The 22,126-nt window shown below is 73.6% G+C and carries 17 protein-coding genes; 11 read left to right on the forward strand and 6 right to left on the reverse strand.

The window, feature by feature from the left end; translation table 11 throughout:
- The first annotated feature begins 5 nt into the window (after positions 1-5).
- From ACGF8B_RS08485 to ACGF8B_RS08500, 4 genes are all read left to right on the forward strand, one after another.
- The gene (locus ACGF8B_RS08485; protein ID WP_392735971.1) at positions 6-2,123 is read left to right on the forward strand and encodes a bifunctional serine/threonine-protein kinase/ABC transporter substrate-binding protein; all 2,118 of its coding nucleotides are present in this window, start codon (positions 6-8) and stop codon (positions 2,121-2,123) included.
- 244 nt (positions 2,124-2,367) lie between these two features.
- A complete protein-coding gene (gene tdh / locus ACGF8B_RS08490; RefSeq protein ID WP_392735973.1) occupies positions 2,368-3,396 on the forward strand; it encodes an L-threonine 3-dehydrogenase in 1,029 nt (342 codons plus the stop codon).
- Positions 3,397-3,432: 36 nt separating this feature from the next.
- Positions 3,433-4,626: a glycine C-acetyltransferase gene (locus tag ACGF8B_RS08495; protein ID WP_342284394.1), complete on the forward strand. Its 1,194-nt coding sequence runs from the start codon at positions 3,433-3,435 to the stop codon at positions 4,624-4,626.
- A 67-nt stretch (positions 4,627-4,693) separates the two neighbouring features.
- Positions 4,694-5,626 carry a LysR family transcriptional regulator gene (locus ACGF8B_RS08500; protein ID WP_392735975.1) on the forward strand — a complete coding sequence of 311 codons (933 nt, stop codon included), beginning with the start codon at positions 4,694-4,696 and terminating at the stop codon, positions 5,624-5,626.
- Positions 5,627-5,743: 117 nt separating this feature from the next.
- Here ACGF8B_RS08500 and ACGF8B_RS08505 read toward each other — a convergent pair whose 3' ends face one another.
- Together ACGF8B_RS08505 and ACGF8B_RS08510 are read right to left on the reverse strand one after the other, a co-directional pair.
- Entirely contained in the window at positions 5,744-8,449 is a 2,706-nt protein-coding gene (locus ACGF8B_RS08505) for an ABC transporter permease (RefSeq protein ID WP_392735977.1), read from the reverse strand.
- Positions 8,446-9,165: an ABC transporter ATP-binding protein gene (locus ACGF8B_RS08510; protein WP_392735979.1), complete on the reverse strand. Its 720-nt coding sequence runs from the start codon at positions 9,163-9,165 to the stop codon at positions 8,446-8,448. The genes ACGF8B_RS08505 and ACGF8B_RS08510 overlap by 4 nt, the downstream gene beginning before the upstream one ends.
- A gap of 167 nt (positions 9,166-9,332) precedes the next feature.
- On the opposite strand from ACGF8B_RS08510, the gene ACGF8B_RS08515 reads away from it, so the two are divergent.
- The 4 genes from ACGF8B_RS08515 to ACGF8B_RS08530 all read left to right on the forward strand — a co-directional run bounded on the left by ACGF8B_RS08515 (position 9,333) and on the right by ACGF8B_RS08530 (position 13,148).
- A complete protein-coding gene (locus ACGF8B_RS08515) occupies positions 9,333-10,586 on the forward strand; it encodes a sensor domain-containing protein (protein ID WP_392735981.1) in 1,254 nt (417 codons plus the stop codon).
- Positions 10,574-11,233: a LuxR C-terminal-related transcriptional regulator gene (locus ACGF8B_RS08520; RefSeq protein WP_392735983.1), complete on the forward strand. Its 660-nt coding sequence runs from the start codon at positions 10,574-10,576 to the stop codon at positions 11,231-11,233. Before ACGF8B_RS08515 ends, ACGF8B_RS08520 begins: the two co-directional genes overlap by 13 nt.
- A 27-nt stretch (positions 11,234-11,260) precedes the next feature.
- Positions 11,261-11,911 (forward strand): nucleoside/nucleotide kinase family protein, encoded by a 651-nt coding sequence (locus ACGF8B_RS08525; RefSeq protein WP_392735985.1) that lies wholly within the window; start codon positions 11,261-11,263, stop codon positions 11,909-11,911.
- Between the two features lie 109 nt (positions 11,912-12,020).
- Positions 12,021-13,148 carry a M24 family metallopeptidase gene (locus ACGF8B_RS08530; protein WP_392735987.1) on the forward strand — a complete coding sequence of 376 codons (1,128 nt, stop codon included), beginning with the start codon at positions 12,021-12,023 and terminating at the stop codon, positions 13,146-13,148.
- Between the two features lie 36 nt (positions 13,149-13,184).
- Here ACGF8B_RS08530 and treZ read toward each other — a convergent pair whose 3' ends face one another.
- Complete coding sequence (gene treZ, locus ACGF8B_RS08535) at positions 13,185-14,957, reverse strand: malto-oligosyltrehalose trehalohydrolase (RefSeq protein ID WP_392735989.1); 1,773 nt, start codon at positions 14,955-14,957, stop codon at positions 13,185-13,187.
- A 168-nt stretch (positions 14,958-15,125) separates the two neighbouring features.
- On the opposite strand from treZ, the gene ACGF8B_RS08540 reads away from it, so the two are divergent.
- Both ACGF8B_RS08540 and ACGF8B_RS08545 read left to right on the forward strand, forming a co-directional pair.
- Positions 15,126-16,487: a GH1 family beta-glucosidase gene (locus ACGF8B_RS08540; RefSeq protein WP_392735990.1), complete on the forward strand. Its 1,362-nt coding sequence runs from the start codon at positions 15,126-15,128 to the stop codon at positions 16,485-16,487.
- A gap of 39 nt (positions 16,488-16,526) precedes the next feature.
- A complete protein-coding gene (locus tag ACGF8B_RS08545) occupies positions 16,527-17,657 on the forward strand; it encodes an alpha-L-fucosidase (RefSeq protein ID WP_392735992.1) in 1,131 nt (376 codons plus the stop codon).
- On the opposite strand, the gene ACGF8B_RS08550 is transcribed toward ACGF8B_RS08545, so the two are convergent.
- Both ACGF8B_RS08550 and ACGF8B_RS08555 read right to left on the reverse strand, forming a co-directional pair.
- Positions 17,629-18,537, reverse strand: coding sequence for a GNAT family N-acetyltransferase (locus tag ACGF8B_RS08550; RefSeq protein ID WP_392735995.1), 909 nt, complete (start codon positions 18,535-18,537; stop codon positions 17,629-17,631). The genes ACGF8B_RS08545 and ACGF8B_RS08550 overlap by 29 nt on opposite strands.
- Before the next feature lie 197 nt (positions 18,538-18,734).
- On the reverse strand, positions 18,735-19,712 hold the full coding sequence (locus ACGF8B_RS08555; RefSeq protein ID WP_392735997.1) for a GNAT family N-acetyltransferase: 978 nt from the start codon (positions 19,710-19,712) through the stop codon (positions 18,735-18,737).
- 195 nt (positions 19,713-19,907) lie between these two features.
- Between ACGF8B_RS08555 and ACGF8B_RS08560 the strand changes: the two genes are divergently transcribed.
- The gene (locus ACGF8B_RS08560; protein ID WP_392735999.1) at positions 19,908-20,474 is read left to right on the forward strand and encodes an FHA domain-containing protein; all 567 of its coding nucleotides are present in this window, start codon (positions 19,908-19,910) and stop codon (positions 20,472-20,474) included.
- Positions 20,475-20,584: 110 nt separating this feature from the next.
- Here ACGF8B_RS08560 and lpdA read toward each other — a convergent pair whose 3' ends face one another.
- Complete coding sequence (gene lpdA, locus ACGF8B_RS08565; protein ID WP_392736001.1) at positions 20,585-22,006, reverse strand: dihydrolipoyl dehydrogenase; 1,422 nt, start codon at positions 22,004-22,006, stop codon at positions 20,585-20,587.
- Between the last annotated feature and the right edge of the window lie 120 nt (positions 22,007-22,126).

Raw genomic sequence — 22,126 nt, forward strand, 5'->3', positions numbered from 1 at the left:
CGGGCATGCGGCCACTCACCCCGGACGACCCCCGGACCGTCGGCACCCACCGCGTCCTGGCGCGGCTCGGCGCGGGCGGCATGGGCGTCGTGTACCTGGCCCGCACGTCCGGCGGGCAGCTCGTGGCCGTGAAGGTCATCCGGGCCGAACACGCCGCCGACCCCGGCTTCCGGGCCAGGTTCCGGCGCGAGGCCGAGGCCGCCCGCCGGGTCACCGGTCCCTGGGTGGTCCCGGTGACGGACGCCGACACCGAGGCCCGTGAACCGTGGCTCACCACCGTGTTCGAGCCGGGCCCTTCGCTGGCCGAGGTCGTCGCCGCCGAAGGCCCGCTGCCGCCCGCGACCGTCCGCGCGCTCGGGGCCCGCCTCGCCGACGCGCTCGACGCGGTGCACGGAGCCGGTCTGGTCCACCGCGACGTGAAACCGGCGAACGTGCTCCTGGCGCTCGACGGGCCCCGGCTCATCGACTTCGGCATCGCCCGCCACGAGGGCGCCACCGCTCTCACCGCGACCGACGCCGTCATCGGTACCCCCGGCTACCTCGCTCCCGAGCAGGCATCGGGGGAGCGGGCCGGGCCCGCCTGCGACGTCTTCGCGCTGGGGTGTGTCCTCGCGTACACGGCGACCGGCCGCCGCCCGTTCGGAGACGGCGGGGCCGCGTCCGTACTGTTCCGTACCGTGCACGAGCCACCGGTCCTGCACGGCCTGCCGCCCGCCCTGCTGCCGCTCGTCGAGGCCTGCCTGGCGAAGGGCCCGGCGGACCGGCCCACGGCCCGGGACGTGGCCCGGGTCCTCGCCGCACCGCCCGGCGAGGACCCGGGCGCCTGGGCGCCGCCCGGACTGGCCGCACTGATCGCCGCCCGCTCCGCCGCCGCCCTCGACGTCACCGCCCCGGAACCGCCCACCATCGTCGGGGAATCCGTCCCGCCCCGTCCCGCCCGGCGGACCGTGCTGATCGCCGGGGCGGCAGGGATCCTGCTGGCGGGGGGCGCGGTGGCGGCCCGGACGACGGCGCGGCGGCCCGGCTCCGGGGCGTCCCCGGCCCCCCGCACCCGGCCCATCCACACCATCGGCCTGCACGCGGACCTCACCGGGCCGGGCCGGGCAGTCGGCCTCGCGCACCAGCGGGGCATGCGGATCGCCGTCGACGACCACAACGCCCGCGCCGACGCCCCCTTCCGGCTGGCCATGCGCACCGAGGACGACGCCGGGGACCCCGCCCGCGCGCTCCGGGCCGCCGACCGGCTGGCCGCCGACCCGAAGCTGCTGGCCGTCGTCGGCCCCACCGAGGACGTCCTCGCCGCATCCGTCGTCGAGCGCTACGAGAAGGCCGACCTCGCCCAGGTCGTCGTCTCGGCCGGGTCCACCACCGCCGAGATGTCGGCCACGGCGACGCTCTGCGTGGCCCGCCCCTTCGACAGCGCGCTGCCCATCGGCATCTCGCGCTACGTGTTCCAGGTCCGTCCGGCCGACCGGGTGGCGATCGTGCAGGACGGCGCTGCCATCGAGGCTGCCTGGGCCAGCACGGATATTTTCCGGGACCCCCCGCCCGAAGGCGTCGAGGTGAGCGTGCACCCGGTCGCGGCGGGCACCGACGACTTCGGCCCGGTGGCCCGTGCGGTGGTCGCCGGGAGTGCGGACGCCGTCGTCCTCGCCTCGACGTCCCCTGCCCGGGGTGCCCGCTGCGCCGCCGCCCTGGCGGCCGCCGGGTTCACCGGAACCCGCGTGTCCACGGGGCCGGTCCTGGCGCCCGCCTTCCTCAGCGGTGCCGGGAAGGCCTCCGAGGGATGGGTGTTCGCCCAGGCGTACAGCGACCCGGCGGCGGTCCCGGCCGCGAAGGCGTTCACCGCCGCGTACCGGAAGCGCTTCGGTACCGCACCCGCCCGCTGGGCCGCCGAGGCGTACGACGCGGTCGGGCTGATCGCCCGCGCGGCCCGCACCACCAGCGCCACCGGGGCGGAACGCGAAGGCATCGCGCAGCGCCTCTTCCTGACCACGCACCCGGGCATCACCCGGACGCTGTCCTTCGACACCGTCCGACGGGTGCGGTACGAGAACGGGATCTTCCTCTACCGGGTCGAGGACGGCCGGGCCCGCTTCCTGGGGCCGTACACGAAGGTCTGAAAGCGAGTTCCCGGCGCGGGGGCCTGAAGCGGATCTTCGGGCGCGCTTAAGAAAACCTCGATGGACCTGTGGCGCGGGGTGCGGCAGATTTCTCCGTGACGGCCGAGGATGGTGCGCGGCAGCCGATCGACGCGCGCTGCCGATGTGTCCCGTCCCTCTCGATCTTCCCCGGGCCGCAGGCTTCGTTCAGGTGAGCCCCCGGCCCGGGGTACTCAACGCCGCACCAGCGCAGGGAGCCACAGCCGTGAAGGCACTCGTGAAGCAGAAGGCCGAGCCGGGACTCTGGCTGATGGACGTGCCGGAGCCGGAGATCGGCCCCTCGGACGTACTGATCAAGGTGCTCCGTACCGGCATCTGCGGCACCGACCTGCACATCCGCAACTACGACGGCTGGGCCCAGCAGGCCGTACGCACCCCGCTCGTCCTCGGCCACGAGTTCGTCGGCGAGGTCGCGGAGACCGGCGCCGACGTCGTCGACATCAACGTCGGCGACCTGGTCAGCGGCGAGGGCCACCTGGTGTGCGGCAAGTGCCGCAACTGCCTGGCCGGCCGCCGCCACCTGTGCCGCTCCACGCTCGGGCTCGGCGTCGGCCGGGACGGGGCGTTCGCCGAGTACGTCGCGCTGCCCGCGTCCAACGTCTGGGTGCACCGGGTCCCCGTCGACCTCGACGTCGCCGCGATCTTCGACCCGTTCGGCAACGCCGTGCACACCGCGCTGTCGTTCCCGCTGGTCGGCGAGGACGTACTGATCACCGGTGCCGGACCGATCGGCATCATGGCCGCCGCCGTCGCCAAGCACGCGGGCGCCCGCAACGTCGTCATCACCGACGTCAGCGAGGCCCGCCTCGAACTGGCCCGGAAGGTCGGCGTCAGCCTCGCCCTGAACGTCGCCGAGGAGACCATCGCCGACGGCCAGAAGCACCTCGGACTGCGCGAGGGCTTCGACATCGGCCTGGAGATGTCCGGCCGGCCCGAGGCCATGCGCGACATGATCGCGAACATGACGCACGGCGGCCGGATCGCCATGCTCGGACTGCCGTCCGAGGAGTTCGCCGTCGACTGGGCGCGCATCGTGACCTCGATGATCACCGTCAAGGGCATCTACGGCCGCGAGATGTACGAGACCTGGTACGCCATGTCCGTACTGCTGGAGGGCGGCCTCGACCTCGCCCCCGTGATCACCGGCCGGTACGGCTACCGCGACTTCGAGGCGGCCTTCGACGACGCGGCGAGCGGCCGCGGCGGCAAGGTCATCCTCGACTGGACCTCCTGACCCGACGCCACCGTAGACAGCTGGGAGACACCCCTCATGTTCGACTCCGTACGCGACGACATGCGCACCACCCTCGAAGAGATCGAGGCCGCCGGACTGCACAAGCCCGAGCGCGTGATCGGCACCCCGCAGTCCGCGTCGGTCGCCGTCACCGCGGGCGGCCGCCCCGGTGAGGTGCTCAACTTCTGCGCCAACAACTACCTGGGCCTCGCCGACCACCCCGACGTGATCGCCGCCGCCCACCAGGCGCTGGACCGCTGGGGCTACGGCATGGCCTCGGTCCGCTTCATCTGCGGCACCCAGGAGGTCCACAAGGAACTGGAGCAGCGGCTCTCCACGTTCCTCGGCCAGGAGGACACGATCCTCTACTCCTCCTGCTTCGACGCCAACGGCGGCGTCTTCGAGACCGTCCTCGGCCCGGAGGACGCGGTCATCTCCGACGCCCTCAACCACGCCTCCATCATCGACGGCATCCGCCTCTCCAAGGCCAAGCGGTTCCGCTACGCCAACCGCGACATGGACGACCTGGAGAAGCAGCTCAAGGAGGCCTCCGGCGCCCGGCGCAGGCTCGTCGTCACCGACGGTGTGTTCTCCATGGACGGGTACGTCGCGCCGCTGCGCGAGATCTGCGACCTGGCCGAGCGCTACGACGCCATGGTCATGGTCGACGACTCGCACGCCGTCGGCTTCGTCGGACCCGGCGGCCGCGGCACGCCCGAGCTGCACGAGGTGATGGACCGGGTCGACATCATCACCGGCACCCTCGGCAAGGCGCTCGGCGGTGCGTCCGGCGGCTATGTCGCGGCCCGCGCCGAGATCGTCGCGCTGCTGCGCCAGCGTTCCCGCCCGTACCTCTTCTCCAACTCCCTCGCCCCGGTCATCGCGGCCGCCTCGCTCAAGGTCCTCGACCTGCTGGAGGCCGCCGGCGACCTGCGCGAGCAGCTCAACGCCAACACCGCGCTCTTCCGTACCCGGATGACCGAGGAGGGCTTCGACATCCTGCCCGGCGACCACGCCATCGCCCCCGTCATGATCGGGGACGCGGCGAAGGCAGGCCGGATGGCGGAACTCCTCCTGGAGCGCGGTGTGTACGTGATCGGGTTCTCCTACCCGGTCGTCCCGCAGGGCGCGGCCCGCATCCGCGTCCAGCTCTCCGCCGCGCACTCCACGGCGGACGTGAACCGCGCCGTCGACGCGTTCGTCGACGCGCGGGCCGCGCTGGGGGAGTAGCGCCCGAGGCCCGGCCGGGAACCCCGGCCGGGCGAGGGTTCCCGCCGTGACCTGGGACAATGGGCACATGATCGATTCACGGCGGCTGCGCATCCTCCGTGCGGTGGCCGACCACCGCACGGTGACCGCCGCGGCCGCCGCGCTGTATCTCACCCCCTCCGCCGTCTCCCAGCAGCTCGCCGCGCTGGAGCAGGAGACCGGGCACCGGCTGGTCGAACGGGGCGCGCGCGGCGCCCGCCTCACCGCCGCCGGGGAGATCCTGCTGACCCACACCAACGCGGTGCTGGCCCAGCTGGAACGGGCCGAGGCGGAGCTCGCCGCCTACAGCGCGGGCGACGCGGGTACGGTCACCGTCGCCGCGTTCGCCACCGGCATCGGCCTGGTCCTCGCCCCCGCGATCGCCGCGCTGTCACGCACCGCGCCAGGCATCCGGGTCCGGGTCCAGGACGCCGAGGGCGACGCCAGCGTGCCGATGGTGCTCGACCGGCAGGTCGATGTGGCGGTCGCCGTCGAGTACCGGGGAGCCCCCGACGAGGACGACCGGCGGCTGACCCGGGTGCCGCTGTACTCCGAGCCGTTCGACGCGGTGCTGCCGGTCGGGCACCGGCTGGCCGACCGGGAGCAGGTGGCGATCGCGGACCTGGAGAAGGACGCGTGGATCGGCCCGTACCCCGGCAACCCCTGCCACGACGTGGTGGTCCTGTCCTGCGAGTTCGCCGGCTTCCAGCCCAGGATGGAGCACTCCTCGGACGATTTCCGCGCGGTGGTCTCGCTGGCCGGGGCGGGCGCCGGGGTGGCGCTGGTGCCGCGGTCGGCGCTGCGGGGGATGGAGCTGACCGGGGTGGTGGTGCGGCCGGTGGAGGGCAGCGCGCCGACCCGCCGGGTCTTCGCCGCGGTGCGGCAGGGGGCGGCGGCGCACCCGCTGATCGCCCCGGTGCTCGACGCGCTGGCCGCCGCGGCGGCGCGGGAGGGGGCGCTGCCCCTGCCCGCGTCACCGTGACACCGCGCCGCGAGCCGTACGGACCGGCCTCGTGGACGTGGACGTGGCCAGGGCCGGACCGGCGGGGCGTCCTCACGTCCGGCGTTCCCACGTCCGGCCTCCTCTCGTCCGGCGGCTTCACGTCCGGCGCCCGAGTGCGGAGCGGCCGCCGCCGGACCATCCCGGCAACAACGCCCCCGCACCCGCCGCCACCGCCACCGCCAGTGCGAGCGCCCCGTACTGTGCCGGTGGCAGATACGGCATCGAACCGGTGAACGACACCGCGAACGCCAGCAGCGGGATCACCGCGACCAGTGTGCCGATCACGAGCCCGGCCGCCGCCACGATCCCGGTCTCCAGCGCCAGCATCCGCCGCACCTGACGGCGGCCCGCACCGACCGTCCGCAGCAGCCGGAGCTCGGCGCGGCGGCCCACCGTGATCAGGGACAGCGTGCTGACCACGGAGAGCAGCGCGAAGCCGCCGATCACCCCGACACCGATGACGACCATGGCGTCGTCCTGGTCCGAGGACGGCGGTGCGATCCGTACGTCGTCGGCCGTCGCGGGACGCACCTGGACACCCGGGTACGCGGCGAGGGCGCGCCGTACGGCCGGGGCCGCCCCGTCGTCCGCCGAGCGGACCAGGATCCGCTGGTCGCGAGGGACCGCGACATGCCCGGCCAGTGCCTCGCGAGGCAGCATGAACTCGCCCAGTCCCAGGGCCCGTTCGTACAGTGCGACCACCCGCAGCCGTACCTCGGTGCCGTCGCCGAGACGGAGCTCCACCGAGTCGCCGACGCCCACGTCGAGATTGGCGGCCCGGTCCTCGCCGACCGCGACCGTGCCCCTGCCGGTGAGGTCCGCCGGATCGCCCGCCGTGATGTGCGGGTCGAGCGTGCCGGCCAGCTGGTCCGCCGTCACACCCAGCACGGGGAACCGGTCCAGCTTCGGATCGCCCATCTCGCGGTGGGCGAGCACGACACCGGAGCGCAGCACCCCGGTCGCCGCCGCCACTCCCGGGGCCTCGCGCACCGCCCGCGCCGCACCGGCCGGCAGCCCGGCGGCCGGGCCCGTCACCACCAGGTCGGCCCGGAGCGCGGCAGCGGCCTGCCGGTCGGCGGCCCGCTCCAGCGTCGAGCCCGCCGTCAGCTGCACACAGACGAACGCCACCACCAGCACGATCGGGGTGATCGCCGCACCGAGGCGCCGATGGTGCGCGGCGGCGGACCTGTCGGCGAGGAAGCCCGAGACCCCGCCGGCCCGCCGCAACGGTGTGCCCAGCACCCGTGTCGCCCCCCGGGCGATCCACGGACCGAGCAGTGCCACCGCGATGATCAGCGAGGTCGCCGCGCCCGACGCGGCCACCGCTGCGGCCTGCCCGCCCTGCGCCGTCGCCGCCCCGGCCGCGCTCACCCCCGCCAGGGCCAGCACCGCTCCGGCGACCGTACGGACGCGTCCCGGTTCGCCCGGCTCGGGCGCACCGGCCGCCCCCAGCGCGGCGGCGGGGCGCAGCCCGGTGACGGCCCTGGACGCGAGGACCGCCACCGGACGGGCGGCGAGCGCGACGAGCACCCCGGCCGTGACCGTCGCGGCGAACGGCAGCCACACCGGTACCGGCAACGGCAGCGGGTCCGTCGTCAGCAGCGAACGCATCAGCAGCCCCAGCGGTACGGCCCCGACCGCGCCGAGCACCGCGGCGGCCCCGGCCACCCGGCTCACCTCACGGCCGACGGCCGACCTCAGCTGTCTCGGCGTCGCCCCCACGGCACGCAGCAGCGCCAGTTCGCCGGAGCGCTGGTGGACCGCCTGGGAGATGGTGGTGGCGATCACCAGGAGTGCCACCATGAAGACGGTTCCCGTGATGGAGCCGAGCAGCGGCAGCAGTTCGTTGCGGGCGCCGAGCGCGTCCGGATGCTCGGCCTGTCCGCGCTCGGCGCCGGTGAGCACTCGGATCTCACGGTCGCCACGGGCCCGGTCGGGCAGCGCCGCCTCCAGCGATGCCCGCAGCGCGTCCGTGGAGACGCCGTCCTCGGCGCGGACACCGATCGCATCGACCGTGCCGGGGTGTCCGGCCACGGCGGCGAGGTGGTGTTCGGTGAGGAAGACGGCGGGGGAAGCGTCCCGGTGATCGGTGCCGGCGATCCCGCTGACGGTGTACGGCCGGGGAGCCCCGTCAAATTGCAATGTCACATGCGCACCGATTCCGCTCCCGGTGGCGTCCGCCAGCGCACCGTCGATCACCACCTCACCGGCGGTCCGGGGCGCCTGTCCGTCCGTCAGCCGGTACGCGGTGAGCGCGGCGGCCGCCCAGGAACGGCCGACGGCAACGGCGGTGTCCGCCCCGGCACCACCGCGCCCGGAGCCCGCCCCACCTCCCGTCCCCGTCACCGTCACCGGGACCGAATCGTCCGCGACGGCCTTCGCGACGCCCCGCGCGCTCGCCGCCTTCGCCACCACGGACCGGTCCAGCCGCGCCCGTTCCGGCAGGTACGCCGTCGCGGTCTGCGGTTCGCTGCCCCACGGCTTCGCCGTGTACGTCACCCGCTGGTCGGCCGCCACCACCGCGTCGGCAGCCGCGTAACGCTCCACCGGCGGCTGCGCCAGCAGCAGCGAACCGACGACGAAGGCGAAGGCGCCGATCAGCGCCGCCGCCGCAGTGGTCGCCGTGAACACCGCGCCCCAGGCCCGGCGGTGGGCCTTCAGCGAACGCCGGGCGAGAAACGCCGACGCCCGCCGGACCCCGGCCCGCACATCCGCCCCGGGCCGGGCCGCCCGCTCCCCGCCGGCCCCGCCCCTGTTCCCGGTCGTCTTCCCGGTCCTGTTCCCGCGTACGGTCGTGCTCATCGCAGCCGGCCGCCGTCCATCGTCAGCACGGTGTCCGCCCAGCTCGCCGCCACCGGATCATGGGTGACCATGACGACCGTACGGCCATCGATCCGCACCGCGTCCCGCAGCAGGCCGAGCACCAGCTCCGCCGACTCCGGATCCAGGGAGGCCGTCGGCTCGTCCGCGAAGATCACCTCGGGTTCGGTCACCAACGCCCGTGCCACCGCGACCCGTTGCTGCTGTCCGCCGGAGAGCGTCGAGGGGCCCTGCGCGCCGCGCCCCGCCAGGCCGACCCGGGTCAGCAGATCCCGCCCCCGGCCCAGCACCCGCTCGTCCTGCGGGTCGGCGCCCGCCAGCACCAGCGGCAGCACGACGTTCTCCTCGATGCTCAGCGAGGAGACCAGATTGAGCGCGTGCGACTGGAAGACGAAACCGATCCGGTCCCGGCGCAACCTGGTCAGCGCCGCCTCGGAGAGCGCACCGAGATCGGTGCCCCCGATCCGTACCGTGCCCTCCGTCGGACGGTCCAGCCCCGCCGCGCACTGGAGGAACGTGCTCTTCCCCGAGCCCGAAGGACCCACGACCGCGGTGAAACTCCCCACCGGTACCGCGCAGCTGACCGCGTCGAGCGCGGTCGTCTCCCGGCCGCCCCGGCCGTGGCGCCGGCTCACCGACTCCAGACTCAGCGCGGACGCCCGCACCGCCGTGATCGTGTCCACCGTTGATTCCACCATTCCTTCGTATGCCCCGCCGGGCCCGTTCCGACCTGCGTAAACGCTATGAACCGGAGGCCGGCCGGGCGAGAGTGCGCGGTCCCGGAACGGGGGTGCAGCCAGCTCCACCGAGGCCCGGGGGAGGGCCCCACTCCGGCGGCCGGACAACCCCCGTAACGTGGTCCGCCATGAGCACCGCACCCGCCCCGCTGACCACCGCCATCCGGCGTTCCTGGGACGCGTCGCGCTATCTGGCCGTCGGTATCGGGGTCGCGCTGCTCGCGTATGTGAGCGCGTTCCTGGTGGTGGCGGTCCTGCTGTTCGGCGCCGTGGTCATCGGGCTGCCCGCGCTGCCGGAGGCCGCCAAGGTGCTGCGCCGGTTCGCGGAGTTCGAGCGGCGCAGGGCGGCGAGGCGGCTGGGCGTCGAGTTCACACCGACGCTCTATCCGCCACTGGACAGCGCCGAACTCTCCGAACGGGTGCGGCGCGTACTCACCGATCCGACGGTGTGGCGCGACGCGCTCTGGCTGCCGCTCCAGGCGCTCATGGGCAATGCGGTCGCATACGCGGCCATGGTGCTGTGGCCGGTCGGGCTCCTCGTGGACGGCGCCGCGCTGCCGGTCGTGCGCCTGCTGGACCGGCGGGCCGCCGACGAATACGGCACACCGGTGCCCGAGCGGCCCGGCTGGGTGCTGCGCTGGCACTGCGTACTCGCCGACCTGTCGGCCGGCTGGACCAGGTCCCTGCTCACCTCCTCGCCGTCCACCGCGCTCGCCGAGCGCATCGCCCAGCTGACCGAGAGCCGGGCAGGCGCGGTGGAGGCGCACGGCGCCGAACTGCGCCGCATCGAACGCGATCTGCACGACGGCGCCCAGGCCAGGATCGTCGCCCTGTCCCTGCGCATCGGCCTCGCCAGACGGCTCCTCGACAGCGACCCGGCCGCCGCGCGCGTCCGTCTGGACGAGGCGCAGGACGGCGCGGAGGCGGCCCTCGCGGAGCTCCGGCACGTCGTGCGCGGCATTCATCCCCCCGTGCTGACGGACCGCGGACTGGCCGGTGCGGTAAGGGCGCTGGCCGCCGACGCGGGCGTTCCCGTCGCGGCGGAGCTGGACGGCGTGGAGGACGGCCGACGGCTTCCGGCCGCGATCGAGGCCGCCGCCTACTTCGTCATCGCCGAGGCACTCACCAACATCAGCAAACACAGCGGCGCGACGGCGGCCACCGTGCGCATCGCCCGTACCCCCGGCAGCCTGCGGGTGACCATCAGCGACAATGGGCACGGCGGCGCGGACGAACGGCACGGCACCTCGCAGAACCCCTCCACCGGCAGCGGTCTGGTCGGCATCGGGCGGAGGATCGCCGCTCTGGACGGCACCACCCGCATCAGCAGCCCCATCGGGGGGCCGACGGACATCGAAGTGGAGCTGCCGTGCGGATCGTGATCGCCGAGGACAACGCGCTGTTGCGGGAGGGCCTGATCCTGCTGCTCACCAGCTCGGGCCACGAGGTGGTGGCCGACGTGGCGACCGGGCCCGAGGTGCTGCCCGCCCTGCTGGAACACCGCCCGGACGCCGCCGTGCTCGACGTACGTCTTCCGCCCACCTTCCGCGACGAGGGACTGCGCGCCGCGCTCGCCGCCCGCGCGGAGCTGCCCGAACTGCCGATCCTGGTGCTCTCGCAGTACGTGGAGGAGACGTACGCCGCCGAGCTGCTCGCCCGGGGCGCGCAGGGCATCGGCTACCTGCTGAAGGACCGGATCGGCCGGGTCGACCAGTTCCTCCAGGCGCTGGAGCGGGTGGCGGGCGGCGGCACGGCGCTCGACCCCGAGGTGGTGACCCAGCTGCTGACCCGCAAGTCGTCGGCCCAGCCGCTGCAGAGCCTCACCCCGCGCGAGCGCGAGGTGCTGGAACTGATGGCGCAGGGCAAGGCGAACGGCACCATCGCCGCCGAACTGGTCGTGTCGGAACGGGCGGTGAGCAAGCACATCGGCTCGATCTTCGCCAAGCTCGGCCTGGAGCCCGACGACGGCACCGTGCACCGGCGGGTGCTGGCGGTGCTGGCGTACCTGGAGGGCAAGGGGGCGCGCTGACGCCTCCGGTTCGCGACAATGCCCCGTATGGACATCAGCGATCCGGCCACCGGAGATCCCAGCGGGGCGGGCGCCCGCGCCCGGCGTCTCGCAGTCCCCGGCCATCGCCGCATCCTCGGCATCGCCGGGCCGCCCGGGGCCGGGAAGTCCACCCTGGCGGCCCAGCTCGTCGACGCGCTCGACGGCCTCGCCGTCCTCGTTCCCATGGACGGCTTCCACCTCGCCCGGATCGAGCTGGAGCGGCTCGGCCGCGCCGCGCGCAAGGGTGCCCCCGACACCTTCGACGCCGCCGGGTACGCCGCCCTCCTCGGACGCCTGCGCACACCGCAGCCGGGTACCACCGTGTACGCGCCCGCCTTCGACCGCGCCCTGGAGGAGCCGATCGCCGGCGCCGTCCCGGTACCCCCGGACATCCCGCTGGTCATCACCGAGGGCAACTACCTGCTGCACGACGAGGGCCCCTGGGCGCCCGTGCGCGGGCTGCTCGACGAGGTGTGGTTCCTGGACACCGACCCGGTGCTGCGGGTACGGCGGCTCGTCGAGCGCCATGTGCGGTTCGGGAAGCCCAGGCCGTACGCCGAGCGCTGGGTGGCGCGGTCCGACGAAGCCAACGCGCGCCTGGTCGAGCGGGGCCGCACCCGCGCCGACCTCGTCGTACGGCCGGATCGGGAATCTTGAGCCCCGGCCTTGTCGTACGGCCGGATCGGGAAGACAGGGCCCCGCTCGCGTCGGCAGGCGCGGACGGGCAGGATGCTGTGTGCCGTGTCGCGCCGCCAGGAGGTCCCGCATGTCCAGCCAGAGCACGCCCGTGCCGTTCACCGCCGACGACTACCGGGCCCGCATGACGCGCGCGGCCGACGCCGCAGCCGAGGCCGGGCTCGCGGGCGTGCTGGTCGCTCCCGGCCCCGATCTCGTCCACCTCACCGGCTACCGGCCCGTGAACACCGAACGCCTCACCGTCCTCGTCCTCGCACCGGGGCAGGACCCGGTCCTCGTCGTCCCGACGCTGGAGGCCCCGGACGCGGAGAGGGCCGTCGGCGCCCCGGCGCTCACCCTGCGGGACTGGACCGACGGCCAGGACCCCTACGCCGTCACCGCCCCGCTGCTCGACGGCCACGGCCGGTTCGGGATCAGCGACAACGCCTGGGCGATGCATCTGCTCGGGCTCCGGCGGACGCTGCCGGACACCTCGTACGTCTCGCTCACCGAGGCCCTGCCGATGCTGCGCGCCGTGAAGGACGCCCCCGAGCTGGAGCGGCTGGCGGCCGCCGGGGCCGCCGCCGACGCCACGTACGGCGAGATCCTCAAGGTGCGCTTCTCCGGCCGCAAGGAGACCGACATCGCGGCCGAACTGGCCGGACTGCTCAAGCGGTTCGGGCACTCCCAGGTCGACTTCACGGTCGTCGGCTCCGGCCCCAACGGCGCCAACCCGCACCACGAGGCCGGGGAGCGCACCATCGAGCGTGGCGACATGGTCGTACTCGACTTCGGTGGTCTCAAGCACGGCTACGGCTCGGACACCTCCCGAACGGTCCACGTCGGCGAGCCCACCGCCGAGGAGCAGCGGGTCCACGACATCGTGCGGGAGGCGCAGGAGGCGGGCTGCAAGGCGGTCCGTCCTGGCGTCGCCTGCCAGGAGATCGACCGGGCGGCCCGCGCCGTCATCACCGAGTTCGGTTACGGCGAACGCTTCATCCACCGCACCGGCCACGGCATCGGCGTCACCACCCACGAACCGCCGTACATGATCGAGGGCGAGGAGCAGCCGCTGGTGCCCGGGATGTGCTTCTCGGTGGAGCCGGGCATCTATCTGCCGGGCCGGTTCGGGGTACGGATCGAGGACATCGTGACCGTGACCGAGGACGGCGGCCGGCGCCTCAACAGCACGGCGCGCGAACTCGCGATCGTCGAGTAGCCGGACGCGGGGGCCCGGCCGCCGCGCCCGGGCCCCTCAGCCGTCGGCCAGCACCACGCACGACTCCGGCGGCAGATGCAGCAGCCCGTCGGCGCCCGGGGCCGCCACCGGCTCCCACGCCGCCACCACCCGGTCCCCGCCGCCCTGGTGCCGGCCGCCGCCCAGCGGGATCGTGGCCGGCTTCTCGCCCAGGTTGACCGCGATCCGCAGATCGCCCCTGCGGTACGCCAGCCAGCGCGCCTGTTCGTCGTGGGCGGTGCGCACCGACGCCAGATCCGGATCGCTGAGGTCGGGCAGCGCGTGGCGCAGTGCGATCAGCTCCCGGTACCAGGCGTGCAGGCGGGCGTGCGGCTCCCGCGACGGTTCGTCCCAGTCCAGACAGGAGCGGTCGCGGGTGGCCGGGTCCTGCGGGTCCGGAACCTCGTCCGCCGCCCAGCCGTGCGCCGCGAACTCGCGCCGCCGGCCGTTGCGGACCGCCTCGGCGAGCTCCGGATCGGTGTGGTCGGTGAAGAACTGCCAGGGGGTGCGGGCGCCCCACTCCTCGCCCATGAACAGCATCGGAGTGAAGGGCCCGGTCAGCACGAGGGCCGCGGCGCAGGCCAGCAGGCCGGGGGAGAGCGTCGCGGAGAGCCGGTCGCCCAGGGCGCGGTTGCCGATCTGGTCGTGGGTCTGGGCGTAGCCGACGAAGCGGTGGGCGGGCGTGCGGGCGATGTCGACGGGACGGCCGTGGGTCCGGCCCCGGAAGCTGGAGTACGTCCCGTTGTGGAAGAACGCGCTGGTCACGGTCTTGGCGACGGCGGCCAGCGGAGCCCGGGCGAAGTCCGCGTAATAGCCCTGGGACTCACCGGTCAGCGCGGTGTGCAGGGCGTGGTGGAAGTCGTCGTTCCACTGGGCGTGCAGCCCGATGCCGCCCGATTCGCGCGGTGTCGTGGTCCTCGGGTCACAGCGGTCCGACTCGGCGATCAGCGGCAGCGGACGGCCCAGTTCCGCCGCGAGCGCGTCGGCCGCCGTCGACAGTTCCTCCAGGAAGGTCAGCGCCCGGCCGTCGGCCAGGGCATGCACGGCGTCCAGCCGCAGCCCGTCCAGCCGGTAGTCCCGCAGCCAGCCGAGCGCGCTGCCCAGCAGGAAGGCCCGCACCTCGTCCGAACCGGGGGCGTCCAGATTGACCGCCGCTCCCCACGGCGTGTGATGGGTCTCGGTGAAGTACGGGCCGAAGGCGGGCAGGTGGTTGCCGGACGGGCCGAGATGGTTGTGGACCACGTCCAGCAGGACCGCGAGCCCCAGACCGTGCGCCGTGTCGACAAAGCGCTTCAGCCCGTCCGGTCCGCCGTACGGCTCGTGCACCGCCCACAGCGACACCCCCTCGTACCCCCACCCGTGGGTTCCGGGGAACGGGCAGACCGGCATCAGCGACACATGGGTGACACCGAGCTCGGCCAGATGCCCCAGCCGGGCGGCCGCGGCGTCGAAGGTGCCCTCCTCGGTGTACGTACCGATGTGCAGCTCGTACAGCACGGCGCCCGGCAGCCCCCGGCCCGGCCAGTCGCCGCGCCATTCGAACAACGAGTGGTCGACGACGGCGCTCTCGCCGTCCGGGCCGTCCGGCTGGCGCCGTGAACGCGGATCGGGGAGCACCCGCCCGGCGCTCCCGCCCCCGTCCAGGACGAAGCCGTAGCGGTCCCCGTCCGACGCCGGCGCCTCGGCCGTCCACCAGCCGGAACGGGCCGGATCACGCTCCATCTCCCACGGCTCGCCCGCCAGCCGCAGCCCCACCTCGTCCGCCTCCGGTGCCCATACCTCGAACAGCATGCAACGCTCCTCGTCTCATCGCCCCGCGCCCCATCGTGGGCAGCGGCCACGATCACCGGCCCACAACACTGGATCGAGCCCGTTACTGGCGATTAAGGTCTGGTTCTGATCATTGCCCCGTCAGGTTCCGCTCAATACGCACTCCCTCGTACGGCTGTGGAGGCCGAGATGACTGTGCCGTCGTTCCCGCCCGGCTTCCTCTGGGGAGCCTCAGCGTCCGCCTTCCAGACCGAGGGGGCGTCCGACACCGACGGCAAGGGCCCCTCCGGCTGGGACGCCTTCGCCGCACAGCCCGGACGGATCAAGGACGGCACCGACACCACCCGCGGCACCGGCTTCCACCAGCACTACCGCGAGGACGTCGCCCTGCTGGCCGGCCTCGGCGCCGACGCCTTCCGGTTCTCCGTCAGCTGGCCGCGCGTCGTGCCCGGCGGCAGCGGACCGGTCAACCCGCAGGGGCTCGACTTCTACGACCGCCTCGTCGACGAACTGTGCGCCCACGGAATCACCCCGGCCCCCACCCTCTACCACTGGGACACCCCACTGCCGCTCGACGAGGAGGGCGGCTGGCTCAACCGCGACACCGCCTACCGCTTCGCCGAGTACGCGGGCATCGTCGCCGAACGCCTCGCCGACCGCGTACCGATGTGGATCACCATCAACGAACCGGCCGAGGTGACACTGCTCGGCTACGCCCTCGGCGAGCACGCACCGGGCCGCACCCTCCTCTTCGACGCCCTGCCCGCCGCCCACCACCAGCTCCTCGCCCACGGCCTCGCCGTGCGCGCGCTGCGCGGCGCGGGCGCCGACAACATCGGCATCGCCGTCTCGCACACCCCCGTCTGGACCGCCGGCGACCGCGACGAGGACCGGCTGGGCGCGGAACTGTACGACACCATCACCAACTGGATGTTCGCCGACCCGGTCCTCACCGGCCGCTACCCCGACGAGAACATCGCCGCACTGATGCCGGGCCCGGTCGAGGACGACCTCACGACCATCTCCACCCCGCTCGACTGGTACGGGATCAACTACTACAACCCCACCCTCGTCGGCGCCCCCGACACCAGCGCCCCGGAGACCTTCTCCGGCTACCGGATGCCCCCCGAACTCCCCTTCGGCATCCGCGAGATAGAGGGCTACGAGAGGACCGACTTCGGCTGGCCCGTCGTCCCCGACGGCCTGCGCGAGACCCTCGTCCAGCTCCACACCCGCTACGGCGACCGGCTCCCCCCGCTCTACATCACCGAGAACGGCTGCGCCGTCGACGAGCCCGCCGAGGACACCCGCCGGATCGCCTACCTCGAAGGCCACCTGCGGGCCCTGCGCACGGCCATCGACGCCGGGGTCGACGTACGCGGCTACTTCACCTGGTCGCTCACCGACAACGTCGAATGGACCGAGGGCGCCAGCAAGCGCTTCGGTCTCGTCCACATCGACTACGAGACGCTGCGCCGCACCCCCAAGGACTCCTACGCCTGGTACCGCGACCTGATCCGTACGCAGAAGACGGGCAGCCCGGCACACTGACCCGACGGACGGCCCCCGGAGTGATCCATACTTCGCGGCATGGTTGCTTCATGGTGGTCCCGGGCCGGCCTCGGGATATTCGTGCACTGGACGCCCGCCTCCGTACCGGGCTGGGCCCCGCCGTACGTCCCCGCGGCCGAACTCCCCCTGGCCGGGCGCCGGTCGCCGCTCGGCTGGACGCCGTACGTGCAGTGGTACGAGAACGCGCTCCGGTTCCCCGGCAGCCCCGTCTCGGCCCACCACCGCGCGACCTACGGCAGCCGCCCGTACGCCGCCTTCGGAGGCGACTTCAACGACGCCCTGGAGCAGTGGGATCCCACCGCGTGGGCCCGTGACTTCCGTGCCGCGGGCGCCCGTTACGCCGTCCTCGTCACCAAGCACCACGACGGCTTCTGCCTCTGGCCCTCCGAGGTCGCCAACCCGCACCGGGCCGGCTGGCACACCCCACGCGACGTCGTCGGCGAATTCGCCGAAGCCGTACGGGCCGAGGGGCTGCGGTTCGGCATCCACTACTCGGGCGGACTCGACTGGACCTTCGACGACCGCCCGATCGGAACCGGCGCGGACACCGTCTCGGCTGTCCCGCGCGGCCGCTACCCGGCCTACGCCGGCGCCCAGTTGCGCGAACTGATCCGCCGTCACCACCCCGACATACTCTGGAACGACATCGCCTGGCCCGGCTCACGCACCGACGTCCAGAGGATCGTCGAGTACTACCGCTTCACCGTCCCGCACGGCGTCGTCAACGATCGGCTGCTGCCCCGCGCACCGGTCTGGCGCACACTGTCCGTCCCCGGCGCCAAGGCCCTGTACAACAACCGGGAACGCCGCACCACCGCCCGGGGCGGGGGCTTCGTGCCGCGCCGGCCCCCGTACTACGACTTCCGCACCCCTGAGTCCGCCCGCCACGCCGGACCGGACCCGTACGAGATCACCCGCTCCATCGACCACGGCTCCGGCTACAACCGCAACTCCCCGCCCGAGGCGCACCTCGGCCGGCGGGCGCTGGAATCGCTGGTACGGGATACGGCGGCCCGGGGCGGCAATCTGCTGCTCGGCGTGGGGCCGCGCGGCGAGGACGCGAAGATCCCCGCCGCGCAGCGGCTCCGCCTGCGATGGCTGGCGGAAACAGCCCCTGAACTCACACGAGATGGACGCGTTCCTGGTTGATGCGATGACCGGCCCTGGCGAACGCGGCCGCCATCGGCACATTGCCCCGGTCGGTGGCGCCCGCGATGAACTCGGCGCCCTCGGCCGCCAGGAAGTGGGTGCACTCCGCGAGCAGGTCGTACCCGTAGCCGTGCCCCCGCTGCTCGGGCACGACACCGATGAAGCCGACGCACGGGCCGGACGGATTGCGGGCGGGCACCTGGATGCCGACCGGTTCACCGGCGGCGGTGTACGCCAACTGCCACCAGGAGCGCGGCGAGGGGCACCAGTGGAAGAATTCGAGCTCCTCCCGCGCCGCCTGCTCCGGACCGCCGGCCTCGATGGCCTTTCGGGCATGGGCGTCCAGCGTGACGGAGTGGACCCGGCGCAGCACATCGAGGATCACCTCGTCGTCCGGCTCCGGCCGGAACTCCAGCCGCCCCGGCCGCTCGGGCAGGCCGAACTCCGGCTTCCACCGGTAGTTGTACCGCTCTACCAGCGGCTTCATCCCGGCCGCGCGGGCGGCGGAGATCCGGCCCTGCGCGGCGGCCCGGACATCGGGCCGCTCCCGCCAGTCGGCGGGCAGGATCAGTTCGTACTCGGCGTGCAGCGGTGCGCGGCGCAGCAGTTCGGCGCCCGCCGCCTCCTCGCCGTCGGCGAAGTCGAACCAGTTGAGCAGCACCGGCTCGGTGTCGTGGGGCCCGGCCCACCAGGCGGCACGGGCCACCACGACACCGTCGCGCAGGGCGACCCAGGTCCACTCGGGGCGGTAGTCGCCGCCGTTGTCCGCAGTGGCGTACCGGTGCCCGAACGCGGCGCGGCCGACGAGGTCACGGCCCCGCATGGTGTGGAAGAGGTGCGCGTCGCTCTCGGTGAGCGCGCGGACGACCAGATCGGTCATGGAAACAGTCCTCCGGAAGAAGCGGTGCGCTCCCGGTCAGACAGAAACCGATGCCGCCCGGCGAACGGGACGGGAGCGCGGGAACGAAAGGGTGGGTGTACGCACTGTTCTCGCCTCCTTCCTCGGTTCTGGGGCGGGGTCGTCACCATAACCGGTGCTCCGGCGGGCCGTCCACAGGATTCAGCCCCGCAGCCCGGTCAGTCCCACACCATGTCGAAGGACCGCTCGAAGTTCACGTACCCGAGACGTGCGAAGGCCCTGGCCATCGGGACGTTGCCGAGGTCGGTGGCGGCCCGGACGCGCTCCACACCGTCCTGCGCGGCCAGCACCCGGGTGCCTTCGGCGAGGATGTCGTCGATGTAGCCGTGGCCGCGGTGGGCGGGCAGCACACCGATGTACGCGACGATCGGGTTGTAGTCGTTGCGGGCCGGGATCACGAAGCCGACCGGTTCACCGTCGGGCAGCTCGGCGATCCGCCACCACGCGCGCGGTGTCCGGTACACCGCCAGCTCCTCGTCGTAGTGCTTCTCGGCGGCCTCGCGGGCACTGAGCCCGGACGCCAGGTCGGCCTGCCCATGAGCGTCCAGGGTGCCCTCCATCACCGGTGTCATCAGGGCGAGAAGGTCCTCGCGGCCGTCGACCGGGCGGAACCGGAGCCGGCCGCTGCCGGCGGGGACCGGCGTACCGGCGCGCCACTCCAGGCGGAGCCGCTCGACCAGCATCCGCGCACCGGAGCGCTCCATGACCCGGATCCGGGCCTCGACGGCGTCACGGGTGACCGGGTCCTCGCGCCAGTCGGACGGTACGAAGCGTCCGTACTCGGGCCGCGGGGAGCCGGCCGGCACGACCGCCGCCGTCGCCGCCTCCAGCAGCTTCAGGCCCGCCTCGCCTCGTTCGGGTTCGGGCAGGGTGTCGTCCAGGTCGAAGAAGTCGAGGAACAGCGGCGTCTCCCCGCCCTTGCTCCACCACGCGACCCGCGCCACCAGGCGCTCGCCGCGCAACGCCACCCACATCCACTCGGGGCGACGCCGTCCGCTCCCCAGGTCGTCGACGAGCTCGTGATCGAGGGTGTACGACAGTCGGCGGAAGAGCCCCAGTTCCTCGGGACCGACGAGCGGACGGATGGTCAGTTCCTGTGGTGCACGGGTCACACAAGCTCCTTGAAGTGCGGACATCGGCCCACCGGCGAATGCTGTGCGGGCCGCGGCGGGAGACGGTAGCAGCGTCGTCGCGGCCCCGCGCGGGGATATCCGCGGCGGCGCCGGCGGGGCGTGACGAACGGGTTCCCAAGAGGTGCGCCGGGCAGGCCGAGGGGCGGACCACGGGCATGTTCTGGACACTCCGGGGCGGTCGGACCGACAATTGGCCGCGTGACGTCCTCCTTCGAGTCCCACACGTATCCCGTGCGGCTGTCCGATGCCCAGCGCGATCGTGTGCTCGGCGTACTCAGAGACGGCGCGGCACAGGGCAAGCTCTCCCACGACACCTTCATGCGGCGCATGGAGCTCGTCCTCACCGCCCGCCGCCCCGAGGAACTGGAGGCGCTCACCGCCGACCTGGAGAGCGAGGGCCGTTGGTCCCGGCGGATACTCCGGGTGGTGAGCGGGGTGTCCGGATTCCCCGGCCGGGTGCGCCGGGTCTGGCAGACCGAACGGCTCCCCAAGCTCCTGCTCCCGGCGCCCAGCCCGCACCCGCTGCGGATCGGCCGCGATCCGGTGAACGGGCTGCGGCTCAACCACGAGACCGTCTCCCGGCAGCACGCGGAGCTCACCGCCCAGGGCGGGCACTGGCTGCTGCGCGACCTCGGCTCGACCAACGGCACCTGCGTCAACGGCCAGCGGGTCACCGGCACGGTCCCGGTCCGCGACGGGGACCAGGTGAGTTTCGGCCGGATGAGCTTCCGGCTCTCCGCGCCCGTGCTCGGCCCCCCTGCCTGAGAGCCGGCCGAGCCCCCGCCCGAGGAGCCGCCGGAGCCGGCCGGAGCCGGTCGAACGGCCGGTGCGCCCGTCGCCGGGCCACGTCGAAGGCCGGCGACGGGCGGCCCGGCTCAGGTCCGTTGGTGCAGGCCGCGTCCACCGAGGGTGAGGAAGACCTCGCCGACCGCCTCGGAGAGCGTCGGATGGGCGTGTACGTGACGGGCCACATCGGCCGGTTCGGCGTCCCACCCCACGATCAGCTGGCTCTCGGCGATCATCTCGGAGACCTGCGGCCCGACCAGATGCACCCCGAGGACCCGCCCGTTCCGCTCGGCGACCACCTTCACCGTCCCGCCCCGCCCGTGCACCATCCCCTTGGCCACGGCGGTCAGCGGCATGCTGCCCACCACGACATCGTGCCCGGCGTCACGGGCCCGGGCCTCGGTCAGGCCCACAGCGGCGGTCTGCGGGGACGAGTACGTGACCCTCGGCACGGCGGCGTAGTCCACCGCCGGTGTGCTCAGTCCGGCCAGCGTCTCGGCGACCGACATGCCCTCCGCGAACGACGCGTGGGCCAGCCCGGGGGACGGCGGCGGCAGCAGATCGCCCACCACGTGGATGCCCGGCACGGACGTTTCGAGCCGTGACCAGTCGGCGGGCGCGACATGGCCGCGCTCGTCGACGGCCAGTCCCGCCGCCGCGAGACCGAGCCCTTCGGTCACCGGCACCCGCCCCACCGCGACGAGCAGTCGCTCGGCCCGCACCGTGCGGGACTCGCCGCGCGGGGTGCGTACCGTCGCGGACACCCCGTCGCCGACCACCTCCGCGCCGAGCAGCCGCGCCCCCGTGAGCACATCGATCCCGCGCTTCTTCAGACCCCGGGTCAGATGACGTGACACGTCGACGTCCTCCAGCGGAACGAGCCGGTCCGCGGCCTCCACCAGCGTCACATCGGCACCCATCGACCGGTGGAACGAGGCGTACTCGACGCCGATCGCCCCACCGCCCAGCACCAGCACGGACCGCGGCAGCCCCGGCGCGAAGAGTGCGTCGTCGCTGGTGACGACGCGGTGCCCGTCGGCCTCCAGCCCCGGCAGCATGCGCGGTCGCGAGCCGGTCGCCAGGACGATGCCGCGGCGCGCGACGATCGTTCCGTGACCGGTGACATGCGCACTGCGCGGACCGGTCAACTCGGCGCTTCCGTGCACCACTTCGACCGCAGCGTGCGCGAGGTGGTCCACCACCCCGCGATGGTTGCGCGCCACGATGTCGTCCCGGGTGGCGACCAGGGCCGGCCAGTCCACCGGGTCCAGGGTCGCCCTCACCCCCCACCGCTCCCCGGCCTCCGCGATACCGTCCACGAGTTCGGCGGCGTGCAGCATGGCCTTGCTGGGAATGCAGCCGCGGTGCAGACAGGTGCCGCCCACCTTGTCGCGCTCCACGAGGGCCACCTTCAGCCCGAGGGAAGCTGCCCGCAGGGCGGTGGAGTATCCGCCGGTGCCACCGCCGATCACCAGGACATCGGTCTCGTGCCCATCCGTTGTTGGTGTCATGACCACAGCCTCCGCCCGGCACTTGCCATGAGTCCAAGGCAATGTTTCTGTGGCACCGATGCACAGTCTTCATGGGTACGGCCCGCAGGGGAGAGCACGATGAGCCTGCACAGTCTTCAT

This window comes from Streptomyces sp. NPDC047917 (assembly GCF_043204345.1).
GTDB classification, from domain to species: Bacteria; Actinomycetota; Actinomycetes; order Streptomycetales; family Streptomycetaceae; genus Streptomyces; species Streptomyces sanglieri.